Source organism: Streptomyces sp. 142MFCol3.1 (assembly GCF_000424945.1).
GTDB lineage: Bacteria > Actinomycetota > Actinomycetes > Streptomycetales > Streptomycetaceae > Streptomyces > Streptomyces siamensis.
In genome coordinates this window covers 272,896-292,514 of record NZ_AUKV01000005.1, presented here as the reverse complement: position 1 = coordinate 292,514, position 19,619 = coordinate 272,896, and the positions used below count along the sequence as shown (strand labels likewise).

Here is a 19,619-nt window from a genome sequence, read left to right as displayed (position 1 = left end):
CGATCATGTGCCCCCGCACATGTCCGCGCAGGATGCGGCGTGCGATCGTAAGCGGCATTGGAAGGACGGAACGTGACGACCCCTTACGCACATCCCTCCCTTGCGCGGATAGTCGACCTGCTCGGGACTTCCGCGGCCCGCCTGCTCGCCGCGCCGGCAGGATGTGACAACCCGGTGACCGGGCACAGCGTCCTGGACGTCACCGAAGAGGAGGGGCCGGCCCACCGAGGGGCGATCCTGCTGGCCGTCGGTATGCGTCCCGACGCCGCGGCCCTCCTCGACGCCCTGCCCGCGCTCGGCCGGGCGGGCGCCGCGGCGATTGCTCTCAAGACCCGCGGGGCGGACACCGGCCCGCTGGTGGAAGCCGCCACCGCCGCCGGGGTCGCCGTGCTCGCCGTCGCCGACGTCATTCCCTGGCGGCATGTCGACGCGCTGCTCGCCGCCGCCGCGGGCAACGCCGGGCAGGACGCGCCGGGCTTTCCCTCGGCCGCCGCGGTCGGCGACCTGTTCGCCCTGGCCAACGCCGTGGCGGCGATGGTGGGCGGCGCCATCACCGTCGAGGACCCCCAGCAGCGGGTCCTCGCCTACTCCAACCTCCCCGGCCAGCCGATCGACGACGCGCGCCGCGACACGATCCTCGGGCGCCAGGTACCCCTGGACGACCACTACATGCGGATCTACCGACGGCTGTGGCGTGCCCCTGGCGCCATCCGCATCGGCGACGCCTCGCCGCTGGCCCGTCTCGCGGTGGCGGTCCGGGCGGGTTCCGAACTCCTCGGCTCCATCTGGGCGGTGGAGTCCGGCACCCCGTTCTCTCCCGAGGCCGAGCAGGCACTCGCCGAAGCCGCCGCGGTGGCCGCGCTCCACCTGCTCAGGCTGCGCCGCGCCACGGAGCTGGAACGCCGGGCCCGCGGCGAACTGCTCCGCTCCCTGCTCGCCGGCAAGACCCCGGCCGCGGCCAGGTTCGGCATCGACTCCGGCCGGATGACCGTGCTCGCCCTCGAACTGCCCTCCTCGTCCGGCACTCCGGCCAACGTCCTCGGGCTGCAGGTCGCGGACCTGGTGACCGCCTGCGCCGAGACGTTGACCTCCGCCGCGTCCTGTGTGGTCGAGGGACAGGTCGTCTACGCCCTGCTCCCCCTTGCGGACGACGTGCCGCAGGCACGGGTGGCAGCACTGGCCGAGACCGTCATCACCCGCTCCGATGAGTCGCTGCACACCCGGCTGCGGGCCGGCATCGGATCCGCCGTGGCAGACTTCGCGGAGGTACCACGCTCGCGCCAGGAGGCGGACCGGGTCCTGGCGGTGCTCGCCGCCGAACCACACCGCACCCACGTCGCGTCCATCGACGACGTGCGCTGCCAGGCGATCCTGCTGGAACTCGAAGAGACCGTCGCCGACAACCCGCGGATCCGACTCGCGTCCGTCACCGCCATGCTGAGCCACGACGCCGAGAAGGGGACCCGGTACGCCGAGACGCTCCTGGCGTACCTCGACGCCTTCGGTGACACCACCGTCGCGGCGGACCGCCTGCACATCCACCAGAACACCTTCCGGTACCGCATCCGCCGAGTCGGGGAGCTGTTCGGCGTGGACCTGGGGGATGCGGACGAACGCCTGGTGCTCTGGCTGCAGTTGCGGCTCATGGTCTCCGAGGGACGAGCAGCGACCACCGCCGGAGGCCTCCACGTCGTCGGCCCCCACCAAGTCCCCGGCCGGGATTGATCTGCTGCGACGAAGCACTCGCCCACGGATGCAAACAGAGTGAGGGGGTGGCTACTTCACCTTCGACCGCCCTCACGGGCGCAGCACCCGACGCGCCGGACCGGGCGGCGGCCGCCGCGACGGCGGCCCAGGCCCGTGCCCGAGTCGATGTGCGGGAACTCACCGACATCCCCGCTCTGAGAAGCGCGGTCCTCCTGTTCGCGGACATCTGGAACACCGACCGGCCCCCGCTCAACACCGATGTCCTGCGGGCACTCACCCACGCGGGGAACTACGTGGTGGGCGCCTTCGACGGCGACGAACTTCTCGGCGCGTCCGTTGCCTTCCTCGGTCTGCGCGACCGGCCGACCCTCCACTCCCACATCAGTGGCGTCCACGCCGGTGCACAGGGCCGCAGCATCGGGTTCGCGCTCAAACTCCACCAGCGCGCCTGGGCGGCCTGCCGCGGGATCGAGAGCGTGACCTGGACCTTCGACCCGCTGGTACGGCGCAACGCCTATTTCAACCTGGTCAAACTCGGTGCCCGGGCGACCGAGTACCTGACGGACTTCTACGGCGACATGACCGACGGAATCAACGCAGGCCAGCACAGCGACCGGCTCCACCTCACCTGGCCACTGCTCGCCCCTCACGTCGTCGATCTGCTCGACGGCAGGCCGGGCCGCCGGACCGCGGAACCGGATGTCGCCCACGCCGAGCCACGGCTGGTGCAGGGCCCGGACGGCGGCCCCGAGCCGCACCCCACCGACGCCGAGGCCCAACTGTGCTGGATCCCCCCGGACATCGAGGCCGTGCGGCGCGAGGACCCCTCCCGTGCCGCGCAGTGGCGGCTCGCGCTGCGCACCGCCCTCACCGGCGCCCTCGCCGAGGGCTACGAAATCCGGACCTGCACCCGGTCCGGGCACTACCTACTGACTCGGAGGAACCCGTCGTGAAGATCACCGGATGCGAACTGCGGCGCGTGCGGCTGCCGCTCGTCGAGCCGTTCCGCACCTCGTTCGGCACCGCGCACGCCCGCGAGTTGCTGCTGCTTCGCGTGGTCACCCCCGACGCGGAAGGCTGGGGCGAGTGTGTGGCGATGAGCGACCCGTTGTACTCGGCCGAGTACTGCGACGGTGCCGAGCACGTCGTCAAGCACTTCCTCCTGCCCAGGCTGGCGGCGGTTCCCGAGGTGACGGCCGCCCATGTCGCGCCGCTGCTCGCACCGGTCAAGGACCACCGCATGGCGAAGGCGGCCGTGGAGATGGCCGTTCTCGACGCCGAACTGCGCGCCACCGGCATGCCCTTCGCCCGCTACCTGGGCGCGGTGCACGACCAGATCCCGGCCGGTGTCTCGGTCGGAATCATGGACTCGACCGACCGGTTGCTCGACGCCGTGTCCGGCTACCTGGATGCCGGGTACCTGCGCATCAAACTGAAGATCCAGCCCGGCTGGGACGTGGGACCCGTCCGGGCCGTGCGGGAGCGCTTCGGCGACGAACTGCTGCTCCAAGTGGACGCCAACACCGCCTACACCGTCGCCGACGCACCGAGGCTCGCCCAACTGGACCCGTTCGGGCTGCTGTTGATAGAGCAGCCACTCGCCGAGGACGACGTCCGCGGCCACGCCGAACTGGCCAAGCGCATCCGCACACCCGTCTGCCTGGACGAGTCGATCACCTCGGCGCGCGCCGCGGCCGACGCGCTGGCCATCGGGGCCTGCTCCATCGTCAACATCAAGCCCGGTCGAGTCGGCGGCTACCTGGAGGCCCGGCGCATCCACGACGTCTGCGCCGCCGTGGGCGCCCCGGTGTGGTGCGGGGGCATGCTCGAGACAGGGATCGGCAGGGCCGCCAACGTGGCACTCGCCGCGCTTCCCGGCTTCGTCCTGCCAGGCGACACGTCGGCGTCGGCGCGCTACTACGCCCAGGACATCACCGCGCCCTTCGTCCTGTCCGACGGGCACCTGCAGGTGCCCGACGCACCCGGTCTCGGTGTCGACGTCCAACCCGACGCGCTGGAGGAGGTCACGGTCTCGCGCGAGTACGTGAACCTGGAGTCCATGCGGTAGGCCCCGGGACGCGGGCCCGAAAACCGCCGGCAGCCGGATCCAGAGGGTCCGGCTGCCGCGGTGCTCGCTACGGGTCGGCGTACGACCGCACCCGAGCGTCGAGCGACGCGTCGAGAGGTCAGCCAGTCGGCTGCGCCGCCCGGATGCAGTCGACGGCGGCGCGTGCCACGGTGCCGATGACGGCATCGGCCGGAGGGTTCGCGTACGCCAGCGAATCGGGGCACGTGAAGACGGCGACGGCGTACCGGCCGCCGTCCGGGTACTCCACCACGCCGACCTCGTTGCGGACGAACGGCAGAGTCCCGGTCTTGCCCGCGACGGCCACCCTGTCGTCCGGGAAACCGCTGCGCAGCCGGTGCGGCCAGACCTGCAGACCGAGGATGCGGCGCATCGCCGCGCAGGCCTCGGGCGACGCCGCCTGGTCCCGCCAGATCATCGAGAGGAGGGTGGTGATCGAGCGGGGTGTCCCACGGGTGGCGGTCGGGATCTGCAAAACGCGAGAGGCTCGCAGCCGTGCGACTTCCGTATCACTCAGGTCGAGCACGTCGGCGCCGCCGAGTTCTTCGTCGAATGCGTCGTAGATGTCCCTGCACGTCCCTTCCAGCCGGACCTCCTTCAGTCCCAGGCCACTCATCCTGGCGTTGACGGCGTCGAGGCCGAGCAGCTCGCACAGGACGTCCGTCGCCGCGTTGTCGCTCACACTCATCATCCAGTAGGCCAGGTCGCGCAGGGAGACGTCGGCCGGGTCGAGCATGACCGACAAGCCGGTCGGCCCGGGCGACCGGCCCGTCGCCTGTACATGCACACGGCCGCTCAGGTCGACAGTGCCCTCGTCGGACCGGGCGTACAGCTCGACCAACACCGGGATCTTGCAGACACTGGCCAGGACCACCGGCGTGTCCGCCCCGTACTCGAACTGCACACCGTTGTCGATGTCGACGGCGTGGACGAAGCCGCCGGATCCGGCCGCCGCGAACGCCTCGGCAACGGTGCGCCGCACCTGCTCCGGTTCGGTCTGCGCCCTGTCGCCTCCGCCGGGCGGCCTGCCGACCTTCGTCCTGCTCTCTTCCATGGCCGTGACCCCTTCCAGAACGTCATGTTCACTCCGAAGCGCCCCACCCATGTCATCCGTACCGGAAACGAGCAGAAGGAGGGCGCGGAAGCAGCATGGGCACCGAGGGAGGATCGCGTCTTCGTCGACGGCCACAAGGTCGGCGGTTGCGATGCGGTGGGTCTGCCCATGGCGCCGGTCGCATCCGCAGGGGCAGGGAGAGCGAAGGTGCGGATCCGGCTTTGTGCGCGGGCAGCGCTGCGACCGGGCAGGTTCGCCGGGGCAAGGCATGGCCCTGCCCCGGAAACGCAACACGCATGCCGGGGAACCCTGGGACGGTGACGTGCGGGTGTCACCGAGGGTCGGGCGACACCTGCCGCCGGGAAAGGGACAGCCTGCGCCGCACTCGGTCGACCTCCGTGACCACGACCGTCACCTCGTCGCCGACCTCAACGACATCCTGTGGACTTGCCATCGGCGTCCAGCGCTGTGCGAGCGGCACTCGTGTCACGTCCCGGTCCGCCCGACGGCGGCGCAGTCGTGGCCGTGTCCCCGCGCCGACCCTCGCGGCCGATGGCCGGAGCCGAGGGCTCCATGGCCCGTCGACCGGCCATAGGCGCCCATGACAGGGCGTGGGGCCGGCTCATCGGCCGGCTGCGTGGCGGCGCGGCCCCGGCGCTGGTGTCCGTCGTCGTCCTGGTCGGTGTGCTGCCGATCCTGCTGTGGCACGGCACGGTCGCCGCGATCGTCTCGGCGGTCGTCTTCGGCGGCTCGTTCATGGCCGGGCCCACCGCCGTCACGGTGCTCGCCCGCCGGATGCTGCCCCAGCACGCCTGGACCTCCGGCATCGCGCTGCTGACCGTCGCCTTCAGCGTCGGCCAGGCGGTCGGCCCGCTGATCTCCGGCCTGCTGTCGGACTCCTCCGGCGGCATCGCCAAAGGTCTATGGCTCTCCGTGGTCCTGCTGGCCGTCTCTGCCGTGGTCGCCCTCGTCCAGCGCGAGCGCGGTGCCGCCGAGCACCGGCACCAGGACGACCCCACCTCCCTCCCCGTTCCCGCCGACCGGTCCGCCGTACGGGGCTGACCGGTCCACACATCCAAGGAGTCCCCGCCATGTTCGACCGCATCCTGGTCGCCGTAGACGGCACCGCTGCATGCCACAGGAACTGACATGTCGCCCGCGTGTCACCGAGCGGGCGGGCAGGGCTCGCTCCATCGCCGTCGGCCCGCACCGGGTCACCGCGGACGAGCCGGTCCCGGTCGGCGGCGACGTCGGGCCGAACCCCTTCGAGTTCGTCCTCGCCGGCCTGGGGACCTGCGGCTCGATGACCCTGCGGATGGACGCGGACCGCCATGGGTGGCCGCTGCGCGACGTCCGCGTACGGCCCCGGTCCGACGGTCCGGCCGTCGTCGAGGTCTCCTGGAGGGGGACCTCGACGACGAGCAGCGACGCAGGCTCATGTCCGTTCCGAGCGCTGTCCCGTTCACCGGCTGCTGAGCTCGGCGGTGCCGATCACCACCGTGTCCGCCCGGATCGGCAGACCGCCGAAGCGGCGGACACCATGCAGAACCAGCGGCAGCCGGCCCGGTGCTCCGCGGGGCCGCCCCAGCCGCACCCCTTGGAAGGCCGACGCCCATGATGCGCCGGATCGTCCTCGTCCGGCACGCGGCGACCGCCCGGAACCGGTCCCGCATGAACTGCATCGGACATCACGACCTGGCCTGACGCCCGGGTGAGAGCGAGGCCGCCCGTCACCGCACGGGCTGACCGCGCTGGCTCCCGGCGCCTGCTGAGGCAGGGATGTGGTGCCGGCGACCCACGGCGATCTGATCCGAATCCTGACCGCCCGGTGGCTCGGCCTGCCCGCCGTCGCGGGCGCGCACCCGGCTCGGCGCACCGCCTCCATCGGGCGTCGCGCGATGTACGACGCCAGGCCCAGCCTGCTGGAACGGGACTTCAGCCCGGCATACGACGTGCTGTCCGCGCCCGGACGTTCGCCGCGCCGATGAGGGTCGGCGACCTGGGTGAACTCCTGGGGCCTTTGTTGAGTTGTTCCCCCGTCAGCCCGGTCTCCTCGGCGTGGAGGCCCATGGGACCGACGCGCAAAAGCGTCTTGTCGAGGCGTACCGGGCCGGTTACAGCCGACCGCGCGGGCGAGGACAGCCGTGCAGGGGAGCCCTCACGTCGGGGTGGTCCCCGCACTCCGCGCACTCCCCCGCTGGACGTCACCAGGGCGGAAGGCCGCAGGTCCCCATGACTCCGTGCTCCGCGATGGGGGGGTGGCGACGCGTGGCGGCGCATCCGTCCGCCGACGGCCTCCCCCCAGTGGTGGATCCAAGGCTGGATCCAGGTGCTGGTCCGCGTGGTGCGGGCGGGCATCCACGTCGCCGAGCAGCCGGTCCGCCAGCCCGGTGAGCATGACGACGCGGCGTACCGCGGCACTCGCCGGTGCCACGTGGAAATCCCGTCCCTGCCTGTGGCAGAGCGCTTGCGCGTCCGCAAGCGGACGGACTCCCGCCGCGTCGATGAAGTGAAGTCCGGCCGCGTCCACCGTTATGCATCCGGGCTGCCCGACGCACAATGCCAGTACGGACGTCAGGGCGGGAGCCCCGGCGACGTCGAGCTCGCCCTCAAGCCGGACCAGGGCACCACTGTTGCCGCTCGACAGGGTGATCCGCAAATGGTCCGGGATCTGGACCGGGACCGGCGACGACTTTCCGTGCACCAGGTGTGAGGGGTGCGGAAAGCCCGGGAGCAGGCCGGGGAAAGTGTCGATCGCGGTGGGGCGCACAGAAAACCTCTGGGTATGTCGGCTTGTTCGGCGGCGCTCTCGGGTGTGGCCGCGCACCTGTCCCAGCCTTCTTGCTCTCCGACCGCCAGGCATCGGCCGCTCCGCTGATTCACCGGTTCACTCGCGAGGATGAGGGCCGTTCAGCGCCTCCGCCGGGGTGTCCTGCCGGGCGGTCATCCGATGGCGACGCGTTCCCCCAGGGGAAGCATCGCGCGGACGACGAAGCCTCCTTCGGGACGTGGGCCGACGTGCAGGGTCCCGCCCACTGCGGCGACGCGCTCGCGCATCCCCGCCAGGCCGTGCCTGCCGCCGACCGGTAGTGCGGTCGTCTCTCCACCGGCGGATCGTCCGTCGTCGCTCACGGTCACCGTCAACGCGTCGTCTCCCCAGCAGAGGGCAACGGCCACGCGGGTGAACCCTGCGTGCTTGAGGCTGTTGGTCAAAGCCTCCTGCACGATCCGGAAGGCGGTGAGTCCGATTCCCGCCGACACCGGACGGGGTGTGCCCGCCGAAGTCCACTCCACGCGCAGCCCGGCCTCGCGCACGGCGCCCAGCAGGCATGGAATGTCCGCGATCCCGGGTTCCCGCGTCTCCTCCGGTCCAGAACTCTCCTCGGCGCGAAGAACATTCAGCAGACGGCGAAGTTCGACGACGGTGGACCGGCCTGTCTCCTCGATGGTGTCGTGCAGTGCGCGGATCTTTCCGGAGTCGCGCTCCCGGACCCGCCGCGCGGCCGCGGCCTGGATCACGATGAGGCTGACGTTGTGGGCCACGATGTCGTGCAGCTCTCGGGCGATCCGGGCGCGCTCCTGCGTGACGGCCGTGCGCGTCCTCGCCCGCTGCTCCCGTTCCGCGACGGCGTACGCAAGCGCCCTCGCCGTCATGGCCCGGCGCACCCGCAGTGGACATCCTGCGACCCATCCCGCCGCCGCGCCCAGAGCCGTCACGATCAGGCCCAGAGACGTGGTGGCGTATCCGAGCGGTCGAGACAGCACGAGCACGGCGGCAGCGCCCGCCAGGGACAGGGCGAGCAGTGCGGCGACGGTGGGAGGGGGCACGCGCCACCGTGCGAGCGCGGGCCGGCCACTAGTCTCGTCCGGCACGAACGTGGTCTCGGAGTCGGCCGTGGACCCCGCCGTGGAGTCGGTCATGGTGACGTTTCCTTCCCGCGCCGGAGCTTGTCCCGGTCGAATTCCGGGCTACGCCTCGCACCGCTCGGCACTGTTCGGGAAAAGCCTCGACGAACTCACCAGATTTCCAGACAGAGGCATCTCTACCGGATCCGAGGCAATGACGGCCGGATACGTGTGGCAGTCCCCGATCCTCAGCCTCCGGGGCCGGTCCCGCGCTCCACGGTGTGGGCGGTGCGTGTGGTGCGGAACCGCGCACGGTAGGCACCCGGGGTGACACCGAGTCCGCGCTGGAACGCGCGGCGCAAGGTCTCCTCGGAACCGAACCCGGAGCGCCGGGCGACGACGTCCAGAGGGTCGCTACCGGACTCGAGCAGCGCCTGGGCCGCCTCGATCCTGATCTGCTCCACGAAATGAGTGGCGGACGTGCCGAGTTCACTACGGAAGAGGCGCGTGAGCTGGCGCACGCTCACTCCTGTGCGACGGGCCAGGGCGTCCAGGCTGTGGTCGCCGGCCGGGTCTGCGGTGACCGCGTCCAGAGCCGCCCGCAGCGTCCCGTGCCGGGGCTGCCGCGCCGCTTGGCGGACGCTGAACTGGGACTGCCCTCCGGGGCGGGCCATGAAGACGACCAGATACTTCGCCGCCGCTCGTGCCACCGCGGGCCCGAAGTCCTCCTCGACGAGGGAGAGGGTGAGATCGATGCCGGAGGTGACGCCCGCCGACGTGATCGTCTTGCCGTCCCGGACGAAGATCGAGTCGCGATCGACGTCGATCGCGGGGAAGTGTTCCGCGAGTTCCGCCGCGAGGCACCAGTGCGTGGCCGCCCGGCGTCCGTCGAGCGCTCCGGTGGCGGCGAGCGGGAACGCGCCGGCGCACACCGAAGCGACCCTGCGGGAGGGCTGCAGCAGGCGGCCGATCCCGGCGATGAGTTCACGGTCGGCCACGGCCGCCCGCCAGTCGAACCGCCCGGGGACGATCAGCGTGCCGATCCGGCCGGAGACCTCTTCGAGGGCCGTGTCCGCGACGAGCCTGGCCCCGGCCGTGGTGTGCACGTCCATCCCTCGGCAGGAGGCGGTGAGCAGCCGGTAGTCCGCGCCGTGATCGTTGGCCGAGGCGTAGACCTCCAGGGGGCCGGTGACGTCGAGCAACTGGACCCCGTCGAAGAGCACCATCACCACCATGTGCGGACGACGCCGTCCCGCCCGACCTTCCATGACCACAGCCTCCGCCCGCTGCCTCCTCGGGGCAAGGCGGGCACGGCTGCCGCAGCCAGGCGTGCCGTTGCCGACCGTCAGGAGCCAGCGGCCGGGCGTGCCAGGCCGGTGTCGTAGGCGAGGATCACCGCCTGTACCCGGTCTCGCAGTTGGTACTTGTCGAGGATGTGCGCGACGTGCGTTTTCACGGTGGCCTCACTGACGTGCAGTTCCCGGGCGACCTCGGCGTTCGACAGCCCCCGGCTGAGTGCCCGCAGCACGTCCAGTTCCCGGGCGGTCAGCGCGTCGAGGGTGGGCGGAACGGCGGGCGGGGACTGGTCGGCGAGGCGCGAGAAGCGGTCGAGGAGCCTGCGGGTGACCCGCGGGGAGATCACCGCGTCGCCCCGGGCGACCGTGCGGATCGCCTCCACCAGGGAATCGGCGGGACCGTCCTTGACGAGGAAGCCGCTCGCACCCGCCCGCAGAGCGTCGTGAACGTGTTCGTCGAGGTCGAACGTGGTGAGAATGATGATGTGGCTGGCCGAACCTGATTCGACGATGAGCCGGGTCGCCTCGACACCGTCCAGACGCGGCATGCGGATGTCCATCAGCACGACGTCGGGCTGAAGCGCACGTGTGTCTTCGACGCCGGCCTGTCCGTCCCCTGCCTCTCCTACGACGACCATGTCGGGTTCGGCTTCGAGGATGAGCCGGAAGCCGGTCCGGATCATGGGCTGATCGTCGACCAGAAGCACGCGGATGGCGGTCATGGGGCCTGTTCTCCTTCAGTGGTGCCACAGTCGCCCTCGGCGGGCACCGGGACGGTGGCGTGAACGCAGAATCCGCCGCCGGGGCGCGGCCCGACGTGCAGGGCACCGCCGACGGCGGCGATGCGTTCGCGCATGCCCACCAGTCCGTGGCCGGCGTCTTTGACCGCCACTGTGGGCGTCGGAAGGGTGTTGCCCGGTCGTCGGCCCTCGTCGCACACGCGCACAGTCAGCGAGCGGTCCGGCCCCCAGTCCAGGCTGAGGCGCGCGCGGGTGTGCCCCGCATGCCGGAGTGTGTTGGTCAGCGCTTCCTGGGCGACACGGTAGACGGCGAGCTCGGAGCCGGCCGGCAACTGCGCCGGCTCGCCTCGGGCCGCGAAGTCGATGTCGAGCCCGGCCGTGCGCACCGACTCCACCAGCCGGGGGATCTCCTGCAGCGTGGGCTGCGGCAGCTGCCGGCTCGGGGCGCCGTCCTCGTTCTCGTCCGCCCGCAGAACGTGCAGCAACTGGCGCAGCTCGCCCACGGCAGCCCGGCCGGTCTGTTCGATGATGTGGTGCAGCTCGTGGGTCTTGGCGGCGTCCCGGTCCTGCACCCGGTCGGCGGCGATGGTCTGCACGACCATGAGGCTGACGTTGTGGGCGACGATGTCGTGGAGTTCACGGGCGATACGAGCACGCTCCTGGGCCACGGCAGCGCGGGCGTTCGCATGCTGTTCCCGCTCCAGGGCGGCGGCTTTGTGCACCGCGTCCCGGGCCTGCGCCTTGCGAGCCCCGGAGAGCCGGCCCAGCGCCCAGGCCGCGACCAGCAAGATCATCATGGTGGTGGCGTTGGCCGTGCGGAAGCCGGGCTCCGTCAGCGCCGCGACGACGGCGACGGCGGGGATCACGGCCGTGACGACGATCGTGGAGACGCGCCGCGAGGACCGAACGGCGGTCAGGAAGACGGCTGCGGCCGCGCCCAGGTGAGGAATCCCGATCCAGGTGCCCGCCGGCCCCACCAACGGAGGAAAGTAGTAGCAGGCCTGAAGCGCTGCGACGGCCGCGACAACGGTCAGCAGCGCGGGCAGCGGCCACTTGCGGTGGACGGCCAGCGGGAGCCCCGCCAGCAGGGACAGCAGCAGCCGCCACGTATCGGGATCTCTCAGCGGCGGCCCGGGCGGGAGGCGATCCGGGCCGGCCAGCACCGCAGACGCGACCAGCACGGCCAGGACCATGTCGACGACAGCCTGCGGCACTCGGCGCCGCGCCATCGAGTCGAGATAGGTCATGTATGTCACCGTAGACGCGCTTCGTGCCCACGCCCTCTGCCACGAGAGCGAGCCCTGAGCGGCTCCCTGGTCCTTGTGGCTGTCATCCCGGATGAGGAGGGCCCCGCTGTCAGCGGCGGCGCTGACCTGCGAGTCCTCCGCCCACCGGCCGATGCCCGCGCGAAGGCTCGCTCCGTCGGCGGATCCGCTGTGTCACCGCCTCGGCCGAGGAATCGGCGATTCGTCCGGCATCCACTGGAAAAGCGGTCCCGCCCGGCGCCCGACCGCCTCCCGACCGGATGAGGAGACGACCACATGAACGGCTGGAAGCGACAGCTGCACAGGACCACGAGCGGCACCGCGACCGCGGTTCGGCTGCACGAGGTGACCAAGCGGTACGGGAAGGGCCCGCAGGCTGTCCTGGCCCTGGACCGGGTCAGCGCGGACATCACACGCGGCACCTTCACCGCGGTCATGGGACCCTCCGGGTCCGGCAAGAGCACCTTCCTGCATTGCGCGGCCGGGCTCGACCGGCCCACCAGCGGCTCGGTGCGGCTGGGTGCCACCGAACTCGCCCGGCTCAACGAAGCACCGCTGACGCGGCTGCGCCGCAGCAGCATGGGGTTCGTCTTCCAGGCCTTCAACCTCGTGCCGTCGCTCACCGTGGAGCAGAACATCACCCTGCCTCTGCGGCTCCAGGGCCGCAGGGCCGACCGGGCGTGGTTCGGGGAGATCGTCGCCAGGGTGGGCCTGGCCGACCGTCTGCGTCATGTGCCCTCGCAGCTGTCCGGCGGTCAGCAGCAGCGTGTCGCCATCGCCCGCGCCCTCGTGAACCGCCCGGAGGTGATCTTCGCCGACGAGCCGACGGGCAGCCTGGACCCCGACACCGCGAACGACATCCTCGGACTGCTGCGCCAGGCCGTCACGGACCTGCACCAGACCGTGGTGATGGTGACCCACGACCCACGCGCCGCGGCCCGCGCCGATCGGGCCGTCTTCCTCGCGAACGGACGCATCGCGTCCGGCATGACCTCCCCGACCGTGGAGCGCGTCACCGCCACCATTGCCGGGCTCCGCGGGGCCGCCTGATGCTGCGTCTGGCCCTGCAGAGTCTGAGGGCGCGCAAGGGCGGCTTCGTGGGTACCTTCGTGGCCCTGCTCCTGGGCTCCGCCGTCCTCAGCGTGTGCGGCGTTCTCCTGGAGTCGGGGCTGCGTGCGTCCCAGCCACCCGAGAGGTACGCGTCCGCGGACGTCGTCGTCGCCGGCCACCAGCAGGCCAAGAGTTCGGGCGGCGTCCGGGGGTCGACGGCCGCCCTGCCGCAGCCGCTCGTCGAGCGCGTGCCGGTGCCGGCGGACGTCGAAGGTCGTATCACCGCGGTGGACGGTGTCGCTGCCGTGGTCGCCGACATCGGCGTTCCGGCACAGGTGATCGGTCCGAGCGGAGGCCCCCTGCCCGGCGCTCACGGCGTCCCGTCCACGGGGCACAACTGGTCCAGCACCCGCATGGGCGCCTACCGCCTCGCCCAGGGCCGCGCGCCGGCCGGACCTCACGAGGTGGTGCTCGACGCAGGTCTCGCCGCGCGAGCCGGGGCGACGGTCGGCGACTCCGTGTCGCTGACGACCGGGTCGTCCCCCGAACACTTCCGCGTCGCGGGGGTGGTCGCCCTCGCGGGAAGCCCGTCGCCACGCCGGTCGGTGGTCTTCTTCTCGGACGAGCTGACCCGCCACATGGCAGCGCGAGACAGTGCCGTCGACGCCCTCGGCGTCCTGGCTGTTCCCGGAACCGACACGAGGAAGCTGGCCCGGGACGTCGCACAAGCGCTCGGAAAGCGGGGACTCGACGTGCGCACGGGTGACGGCCGGGGCGAGGCGGAGTTCCTCGACGTGGCCGCATCAGGCTCCACGCTGCTCCTCCTGGCGTCGGCGGTCGCCGGGAACGTATTGCTGGTGAACGTCTTCGTCGTCGCGAGCACCATGTCACTCGCCGTCTCACAGCGACGGCGCGAAACGGCGCTCCTGCGCGCCCTTGGGGCCACCCCGGGCCAGGTGCGCCGCATGCTGACGGCGGAAGCCCTGATGGTGTCCCTCGTCGGCGGGGCGCTCGGCTGGCCACTGGGAGTGGCGGTCACAGGCGCGTTGAGAGACCGGCTGGCCGGCTACGGTCTCCTCCCGGCCGACTTCCAGCCGTCGATCGGGCCGCTGCCCGCGGCCGCCGCCGTGCTGACCGCTGTGCTCACCGCCTGCACGGCCGCCCTGGTCTCGGCCCGTCGCGCGAACCGGATCAGGCCGACCGAGGCACTCGGCGAGGCCGCCGACGAACGCACCGCGCCCGGCCGGGGACGCCTGATCACCGGAATCCTCCTCGCGCTGGCGGTGGCCGGCATGTTCGCCACGGGCCTGACGCAGGAGGGTGACATCGCCCTCCTGACGGGGCTCGCCAATTCCCTCGTGCTCGTCACCGTGATCACCGTGGCCGTTCTGGGCCCGTTGCTGTCGCGGCCTGTGATGCGCGTGCTGGGCCCCCTGCTGCGTACGTCCCGGGCCACCGGGTACCTGGCCGCGGCCAACCACACGGCACACCCCCGCCGCCTCGCCGCCGCTGTCACTCCGCTGATCCTCGCCGTGTCCTTCGCCGCGACGGTGGTCTTCGCCCAGACCACCGTTCAGCGTGCTTCCGACGACCAGATGCACCAGGGCCTCAGGGCCGACCACGTCCTTTCGGCAGCGGGAGGCCTGGATCCGGGCGTCGCGGCGGAGGTCCGCGGTCTGAACCAGGTGCGGCACGCAGCCGGCGTGGTCACATCCACCGTCGTCGGCACGGCCGGCACCGACGGGGCCGGCCGCGAACAACTGGTGTCCCTCAGCGCTCAGGGTGTGGAACCCCGGCGTCTGGACGACGTCATGGATCTGAAGCCCTCGCGAGGCAGCCTGGCGCGTCTCGGGGCCGGCTCCGTGGCACTCAGCGCCGACGCGGCGTCCCGACTGGGACGTGGGCCCGGCGACACGGTGCGTCTGCGCCTGGGGGACGGATCCCCGGTCACCGCGACCGTCGTGGCCGTCTACGAACGCGGCCTGGGATTCGCGGACGTCACCTTCGAGCACCGCACGCTGCTCGACCACACGACTTCACGTCTGGACGCGTCCGTCCTCATCCGCACCGCGCCGGGCGCGGTGGGCACCGACGCGGCGCTGAAGGAGCTCGTCCGGCGCCATCCCGGCACGGTGCTGCACGACCGGGCAACAGTGGGACCGCACCGACAGCAAGAGGCCAACGCCTGGGTCAACTACCTACTGGCCGGCCTGATCCTGGCGTACGCCGGGGTGACGGTCGCGACCACGCAGGCGATGAACACCACCGCACGGCGCAGGGAGTTCGCTGTGCTCCGACTGGCGGGCACGACGCCGGCCCAAGTGATGCGGATGATGCGCTGGGAGAGCCTGGCGGTGGTCATGGCCGGGGTGGGCGGCGGCTTGCTGGCCTCGGCGCCGGCGCTCGTCCTGGTCTCCCTGGCCGTGACCGGCAGTCCCTGGCCGGCTGTTCCGCCCCTCGTCTGTCTGGCGATCGCGGGGGCCACCGCGGCGCTCGCGGCGCTCGCGGCACTGGTTCCGGCACGGATCGTGCTGCGCGCCCGTCCGGTCGAGGCGATCGGCACCAGGCAGTAACGCTCAGCGGCCACGGTTCGGCGGCGGACAAGCTCCCCGCCGAACCGTGGCCGACGCATGCGGTCAGGGGCAAGCGGACCTCCGCCGCGAGACTCCTTCACCCAGCCCCTGCCGCGGGGGGCACGGTGAAGGCCTGTCAGCAGCGATTCCGCACGCCTCACCGACCGAATCCCCGCGCGTGGTACCGGATCCGGCGAAGCGCCGAGGCGACGCCCCGTCGTCCCGCGGCGACATGGACTGCAGGACGGGTTTGTCCCAAGCACGGTTGCTGCTACGTCATGGATGCTGAGGACGGCTCTGCGGCGCAGTGGTTTCGGTCCGCACCGCACCCCTGCGACCGCGCACCCCGGTGATGCCGGTTGTGCAACAGCACGGGGGCGTGGGACGACGGGAGCCAGGCTCGGGCCGAGTGGGGAAAGAACCGTGCGCGGCAGCCGCCTCGAACAGTGGAGCCCGGCTCCCTCGGTGAGGGAGCCGGGCTCGGTCGCGGGATGCCGAACGGCTTGTGTCACCTGCGGACGGACTCGGTGTACCGGTCCTGTTCCGGAAGGTGAGTCGCCACCGCGGGACCGGCGCTCTCGCCTGCCCCGTGCAGCTTGCGGCCCTCGACATCGACATCGGGCAGAACCCTGCGCAGCCACGACGGCAGCCACCAGGCCGCCTCGCCGAGGAGCGCCAGCACAGCGGGCACGATCGCCATGCGCACGACGAAGGCGTCCAGGAGTACGGCGACCGCGAGTCCGAGACCGATCATCTTGACCGAATCCTCGCCTGACGCGATGAAACTGCCGAAGACCACTGTCATGATCACCGCGGCCGCGGTCACCACCCGCCCGCCGTGGTGGAATCCGGCGACGATCGCCTGGCGTGCTGTCTGCCCCGCCGCATGAGCCTCGCGCATCCGCGTGACCAGGAAGACCTCGTAGTCCATGGCGAGACCGAAGACGATGCCCACCATGAAGATCGGCATGGTGCTCACGATGGGCCCGGTCTGCTCCACACCCAGGGCGTCGGACAGCCAGCCCCACTGGAAGACGGCGACGACCGCGCCGAGTGCGGCCCCGATGGACAGGAGGAACCCGAGTGCTGCCTTGAGCGGGACCAGTACGGATCGGAACACCAACATCAACAGCAGGAACGCCAGGCCGACCGTGATGCCCAGATAGGGCAGCAGGGCCCCGTTGATCTTCGTGGAGAAGTCGACCTTCATGCCCGTCTGCCCCGTGACGAGCACCGGGGCACCCGTGGCGTCACTCAACTCCGTTCCCGCATCGCGGATTCGGTGCACCAGGTTCTCGGTCCTGGCGCTGCCCGGCTTGGTGCTCGGCACTACCGTGATCACCGCAGTGTCGTGGGCCGGGTTGAAGGTGGCCCTGCCTACGGTGGCCACACCGTCCAGGGCCCGTACCGTGGCCCTGACCTGCCGTGCCGCCGCGTCGGCATGATGGCCGCGGTGGGCGTCGACGACCACCGTCAGGGGGCCGTTGACCCCGGGTCCGAATCCTTCGGAGATCAGATCGTAGGCCTTGCGCTGCGTGCTGGCGGTCGGCATGGCACCCTCGTCGGGCAGGCCGAGCTTGAGGAACGCGGCCGGTACGGCGAGAGCGCCGAGGCCGATGACCGAGGCGACCAGCACCGCTACCGGCCGCCGCAGCACGAACCTCGCCCAGCGAGCACCGACGGTCGACCGACCACCCGCCTGCTGCGCCAGCGCCCGGTGGCCCGTCTGCTGCGCCAGTGCCCGGCGGGCCCGCCGGCCGACTATCCGCTTGCCCGCGATCGCCAGCAGTGCCGGGAGCAGGGTGAGCGCGACGATCACGGCGAGGGCGACCGTACCGGCCGCCGCCAGACCCATTTTCGTCAGCACCGGGATGCCGACCACGGACAGGGCCGCGAGGGCGATCACCACGGTGAGGCCGGCGAACACGACCGCCGAGCCCGCCGTCCCCGTGGCACGGCCGGCGGCCTCCTCCCGGTCCCGCCCTTCGGACAGTTCGGTCCGGTAGCGAGTGACGATGAGCAGCGCGTAGTCGATGCCGACCGCCAGGCCCAGCATCATCGCCAGGGTGGAAGTGGTGTCGCCGAGATCGAGGGTGTGGGCGAGCGCACTGATCGTGGAGACCCCGATCCCCACGCCCAACAGCGCGGTGAGCAAGGGCAGACCGGCTGCCACCAGCGACCCGAAGGTGAGGACCAGGACGACCGCGGCGATCGCGATACCGATGGCCTCTGCCCCCGAGTCCTCCTTGTTCTGCTGCACGGCACTGCCTCCCACCTCGACGGCCAGGCCATGGGTACGGGCCTTTTGCACCGTGCTCAGCAGCGCCTCCTTGTCCGTCTCGCTCAGAGCGGCCGCGCCGACCCTGTAGGTGACCGGCGCAAAAGCGGTGGACCGGTCCTCACTCACGGTTCCGGCTCGGAACGGGTCGGCGACAGCCGCCACTTGGGGGGAACTCCGCTTGACCGCGGCAAGGGTCTTCTCGATCGCTGCCCGGGTGCCCGGTTCGGTGATCTTGTGGCCACCCGATGCCTTGAAGACCACACGGGCCGTCGCGCTGTCGGCCCTGGCATCGGGAAAGCGTTCCTTGAGCAGATCGACGGCCCGCTGGGCCTCCGTCCCTGGCATGGAGACCGAGCTCGGGGTGGGGGGCGTTGCCGCGGACGCCCCGAGGCCCCCCAGGACGAGAAGCGCGATCCAGGCCACGACCACGCCGAATCGGTGCCGGAAGGCGAACCTGCCCACTCTGTAGAGAAATGTAGCCACGCGGCTGTGCTCCGCTCGCAGTCGATGTACTCAGGAAGGGGAAATGCCCGCTGGTCAGGGCACTCGTTCAGTCTTGGGCGCCTGATCACCCAGTCCTTCCGCACTCACGACGAACTTCGGCCTCAGCCTTAGGAGTGAGCTGCCTTCGAGGTCATCCAGCAGGCCGACGTCGTCCCCGGCAGCCCGTGGTCAGCGGGGCGCTCGCACAGACCTGGACGGCACTGCACGGACGCCATCCGTCTGCCATCGTCTGAGTCACATGCCCCACCCCATGAAGAGGGGACGCGGGATCGCACTCCTGACGCGGTGGTCTGCAGCGCGCGGCGCGGGTGTGGGGTGGCTGACTGATGGCGCGAGTGAGCCGCATGCTCTGCGGAGGCCGGTGTCTCAGGTAGGCCGCGGCCGACGCATTCCGTCATGACACCGCAGTTCGTGGCTTGACACCGGCACGGTCGCACCCCGCCTTCGGGAGACAGCCGCGCGATCGCATGTCAGCAGCCCGCCGGGCCGTCGCCGAAGGCGAGGAGCACACCGGTGCAAGGTCAAGCGCCGGAGGAGCTAAGAAGGTCCGCGAAAGTGCGGTGGGACGGAGCGCAGCGGGCAACGCCCGCTCCGGCGTGCCTCTCGGCCTCGCGGGCGCCGCAACGTGCTCGAATAGGGCATGGCATCGTCCTGGATCGGCAGACGGGTGCGCCTACGCGCTATCGAACCCGACGACTGGACAGCGTTCGCGCGCTTCGCCGACGAGGGCGGGCGGCGAGGGAACCGGCTGGATCTGCCGCGGTCCGCCGAGAGTTACCGCGCTTGGGCGAAGGAGCAAACCGTCGCCAAGTGCGACGACGACCGCTTCCGGTTGGCCATCGAAACGACGGACACGGGAGAGCTGGTCGGCACGATCGGATCACATCGCACCGGCCTTCGTTCAGGCTGGTTCGAGTTCGATGTCACGGTCGGCGCCGACCACCGGCGCAAGGGCTACGCGACAGAAGCCCTCGTGCTGGTGCTGCGCTTCATGTTCGCCGAGCGGCGCTATCACAAATGCCTGGCAGTGATCTTCGCTCACAACGAGGCGTCGCTGGCGCTCACTCGTCGGGTCGGCTTCACCGAGGAGGGGCGCTTGCGGGAACACGTCTTCTTCGCCGGCCGGCATCACGACCTCGTGATGATGGGCATGCTCGCCGAGGAGTTCGACCAGAGACACACGATGAGCCAGTCATGAGCCGGTCGTCCGAGCGTGTG

The 19,619-nt window shown here is 71.3% G+C and carries 17 protein-coding genes; 9 read left to right on the top strand and 8 right to left on the bottom strand.

Features of this window, described 5'->3' with window-relative positions; genetic code table 11:
• Nucleotides 1-72: 72 nt before the first annotated feature.
• The 3 genes from H305_RS45165 to menC are packed head-to-tail and all read left to right on the top strand — an operon-like array spanning nucleotide 73 to nucleotide 3,775.
• On the top strand, nucleotides 73-1,725 hold the full coding sequence (locus tag H305_RS45165; RefSeq protein ID WP_158690506.1) for a PucR family transcriptional regulator: 1,653 nt from the start codon (nucleotides 73-75) through the stop codon (nucleotides 1,723-1,725).
• Between the two features lie 47 nt (nucleotides 1,726-1,772).
• A complete protein-coding gene (locus H305_RS0109490; protein ID WP_028800182.1) occupies nucleotides 1,773-2,660 on the top strand; it encodes a hypothetical protein in 888 nt (295 codons plus the stop codon).
• The gene (menC, locus tag H305_RS0109485) at nucleotides 2,657-3,775 is read left to right on the top strand and encodes an o-succinylbenzoate synthase (protein ID WP_028800181.1); all 1,119 of its coding nucleotides are present in this window, start codon (nucleotides 2,657-2,659) and stop codon (nucleotides 3,773-3,775) included. Before H305_RS0109490 ends, menC begins: the two co-directional genes overlap by 4 nt.
• Before the next feature lie 118 nt (nucleotides 3,776-3,893).
• On the opposite strand, the gene H305_RS0109480 is transcribed toward menC, so the two are convergent.
• Nucleotides 3,894-4,847, bottom strand: a complete 954-nt coding sequence (locus H305_RS0109480; RefSeq protein WP_078628951.1) for a serine hydrolase — start codon at nucleotides 4,845-4,847, stop codon at nucleotides 3,894-3,896.
• 331 nt (nucleotides 4,848-5,178) lie between these two features.
• A complete protein-coding gene (locus H305_RS50405; RefSeq protein WP_078628950.1) occupies nucleotides 5,179-5,301 on the bottom strand; it encodes a S1 RNA-binding domain-containing protein in 123 nt (40 codons plus the stop codon).
• A gap of 98 nt (nucleotides 5,302-5,399) precedes the next feature.
• Between H305_RS50405 and H305_RS45160 the strand changes: the two genes are divergently transcribed.
• The 3 genes from H305_RS45160 to H305_RS0109460 all read left to right on the top strand — a co-directional run bounded on the left by H305_RS45160 (nucleotide 5,400) and on the right by H305_RS0109460 (nucleotide 6,835).
• Nucleotides 5,400-5,909 (top strand): YbfB/YjiJ family MFS transporter, encoded by a 510-nt coding sequence (locus tag H305_RS45160; RefSeq protein ID WP_028800179.1) that lies wholly within the window; start codon nucleotides 5,400-5,402, stop codon nucleotides 5,907-5,909.
• 70 nt (nucleotides 5,910-5,979) lie between these two features.
• Nucleotides 5,980-6,465, top strand: coding sequence for an OsmC family protein (locus H305_RS50400; protein WP_234020694.1), 486 nt, complete (start codon nucleotides 5,980-5,982; stop codon nucleotides 6,463-6,465).
• A gap of 166 nt (nucleotides 6,466-6,631) precedes the next feature.
• The gene (locus H305_RS0109460) at nucleotides 6,632-6,835 is read left to right on the top strand and encodes a hypothetical protein (protein ID WP_158690505.1); all 204 of its coding nucleotides are present in this window, start codon (nucleotides 6,632-6,634) and stop codon (nucleotides 6,833-6,835) included.
• A 170-nt stretch (nucleotides 6,836-7,005) separates the two neighbouring features.
• Here H305_RS0109460 and H305_RS56340 read toward each other — a convergent pair whose 3' ends face one another.
• The 5 genes from H305_RS56340 to H305_RS0109435 form a co-directional block, all read right to left on the bottom strand.
• Nucleotides 7,006-7,710 (bottom strand): STAS domain-containing protein, encoded by a 705-nt coding sequence (locus tag H305_RS56340; RefSeq protein ID WP_078628949.1) that lies wholly within the window; start codon nucleotides 7,708-7,710, stop codon nucleotides 7,006-7,008.
• Nucleotides 7,711-7,790: 80 nt separating this feature from the next.
• Entirely contained in the window at nucleotides 7,791-8,768 is a 978-nt protein-coding gene (locus H305_RS45155) for a sensor histidine kinase (protein ID WP_051370472.1), read from the bottom strand.
• Between the two features lie 173 nt (nucleotides 8,769-8,941).
• Nucleotides 8,942-9,961 carry a GlxA family transcriptional regulator gene (locus H305_RS45150; protein ID WP_051370471.1) on the bottom strand — a complete coding sequence of 340 codons (1,020 nt, stop codon included), beginning with the start codon at nucleotides 9,959-9,961 and terminating at the stop codon, nucleotides 8,942-8,944.
• Nucleotides 9,962-10,038: 77 nt separating this feature from the next.
• Nucleotides 10,039-10,710 (bottom strand): response regulator, encoded by a 672-nt coding sequence (locus tag H305_RS0109440; protein ID WP_028800176.1) that lies wholly within the window; start codon nucleotides 10,708-10,710, stop codon nucleotides 10,039-10,041.
• A complete protein-coding gene (locus tag H305_RS0109435) occupies nucleotides 10,707-11,975 on the bottom strand; it encodes a sensor histidine kinase (RefSeq protein WP_028800175.1) in 1,269 nt (422 codons plus the stop codon). Before H305_RS0109435 ends, H305_RS0109440 begins: the two co-directional genes overlap by 4 nt.
• A gap of 294 nt (nucleotides 11,976-12,269) precedes the next feature.
• Here H305_RS0109435 and H305_RS0109430 point away from each other — a divergent pair, with 294 nt between their 5' ends.
• A complete protein-coding gene (locus tag H305_RS0109430; RefSeq protein ID WP_051370470.1) occupies nucleotides 12,270-13,043 on the top strand; it encodes an ABC transporter ATP-binding protein in 774 nt (257 codons plus the stop codon).
• A complete protein-coding gene (locus H305_RS0109425) occupies nucleotides 13,043-15,616 on the top strand; it encodes an FtsX-like permease family protein (protein WP_028800173.1) in 2,574 nt (857 codons plus the stop codon). The genes H305_RS0109430 and H305_RS0109425 overlap by 1 nt, the downstream gene beginning before the upstream one ends.
• Nucleotides 15,617-16,124: 508 nt before the next feature.
• On the opposite strand, the gene H305_RS45145 is transcribed toward H305_RS0109425, so the two are convergent.
• Nucleotides 16,125-18,380, bottom strand: a complete 2,256-nt coding sequence (locus tag H305_RS45145) for an MMPL family transporter (RefSeq protein WP_051370469.1) — start codon at nucleotides 18,378-18,380, stop codon at nucleotides 16,125-16,127.
• A 661-nt stretch (nucleotides 18,381-19,041) separates the two neighbouring features.
• On the opposite strand from H305_RS45145, the gene H305_RS0109415 reads away from it, so the two are divergent.
• Nucleotides 19,042-19,599 carry a GNAT family N-acetyltransferase gene (locus H305_RS0109415; RefSeq protein ID WP_028800172.1) on the top strand — a complete coding sequence of 186 codons (558 nt, stop codon included), beginning with the start codon at nucleotides 19,042-19,044 and terminating at the stop codon, nucleotides 19,597-19,599.
• Nucleotides 19,600-19,619: the final 20 nt, after the last annotated feature.

What these genes read in the sequence shown, in the direction of transcription:
- H305_RS0109480 (WP_078628951.1), bottom strand. Translation starts at nt 4,847, where the DNA reads ATGGAAGAGAGCAGGACGAAGGTCGGCAGGCCGCCCGGCGGAGGCGAC.
- H305_RS50405 (WP_078628950.1), bottom strand. Translation starts at nt 5,301, where the DNA reads ATGGCAAGTCCACAGGATGTCGTTGAGGTCGGCGACGAGGTGACGGTC.
- H305_RS45160 (WP_028800179.1), top strand. Translation starts at nt 5,400, where the DNA reads ATGGCCGGAGCCGAGGGCTCCATGGCCCGTCGACCGGCCATAGGCGCC.
- H305_RS50400 (WP_234020694.1), top strand. Translation starts at nt 5,980, where the DNA reads ATGCCACAGGAACTGACATGTCGCCCGCGTGTCACCGAGCGGGCGGGC.
- H305_RS56340 (WP_078628949.1), bottom strand. Translation starts at nt 7,710, where the DNA reads ATGCCTGGCGGTCGGAGAGCAAGAAGGCTGGGACAGGTGCGCGGCCAC.
- H305_RS45155 (WP_051370472.1), bottom strand. Translation starts at nt 8,768, where the DNA reads ATGACCGACTCCACGGCGGGGTCCACGGCCGACTCCGAGACCACGTTC.
- H305_RS45150 (WP_051370471.1), bottom strand. Translation starts at nt 9,961, where the DNA reads ATGGAAGGTCGGGCGGGACGGCGTCGTCCGCACATGGTGGTGATGGTG.
- H305_RS0109440 (WP_028800176.1), bottom strand. Translation starts at nt 10,710, where the DNA reads ATGACCGCCATCCGCGTGCTTCTGGTCGACGATCAGCCCATGATCCGG.
- H305_RS0109435 (WP_028800175.1), bottom strand. Translation starts at nt 11,975, where the DNA reads ATGACCTATCTCGACTCGATGGCGCGGCGCCGAGTGCCGCAGGCTGTC.
- H305_RS0109430 (WP_051370470.1), top strand. Translation starts at nt 12,270, where the DNA reads ATGAACGGCTGGAAGCGACAGCTGCACAGGACCACGAGCGGCACCGCG.
- H305_RS0109425 (WP_028800173.1), top strand. Translation starts at nt 13,043, where the DNA reads ATGCTGCGTCTGGCCCTGCAGAGTCTGAGGGCGCGCAAGGGCGGCTTC.
- H305_RS0109415 (WP_028800172.1), top strand. Translation starts at nt 19,042, where the DNA reads ATGGCATCGTCCTGGATCGGCAGACGGGTGCGCCTACGCGCTATCGAA.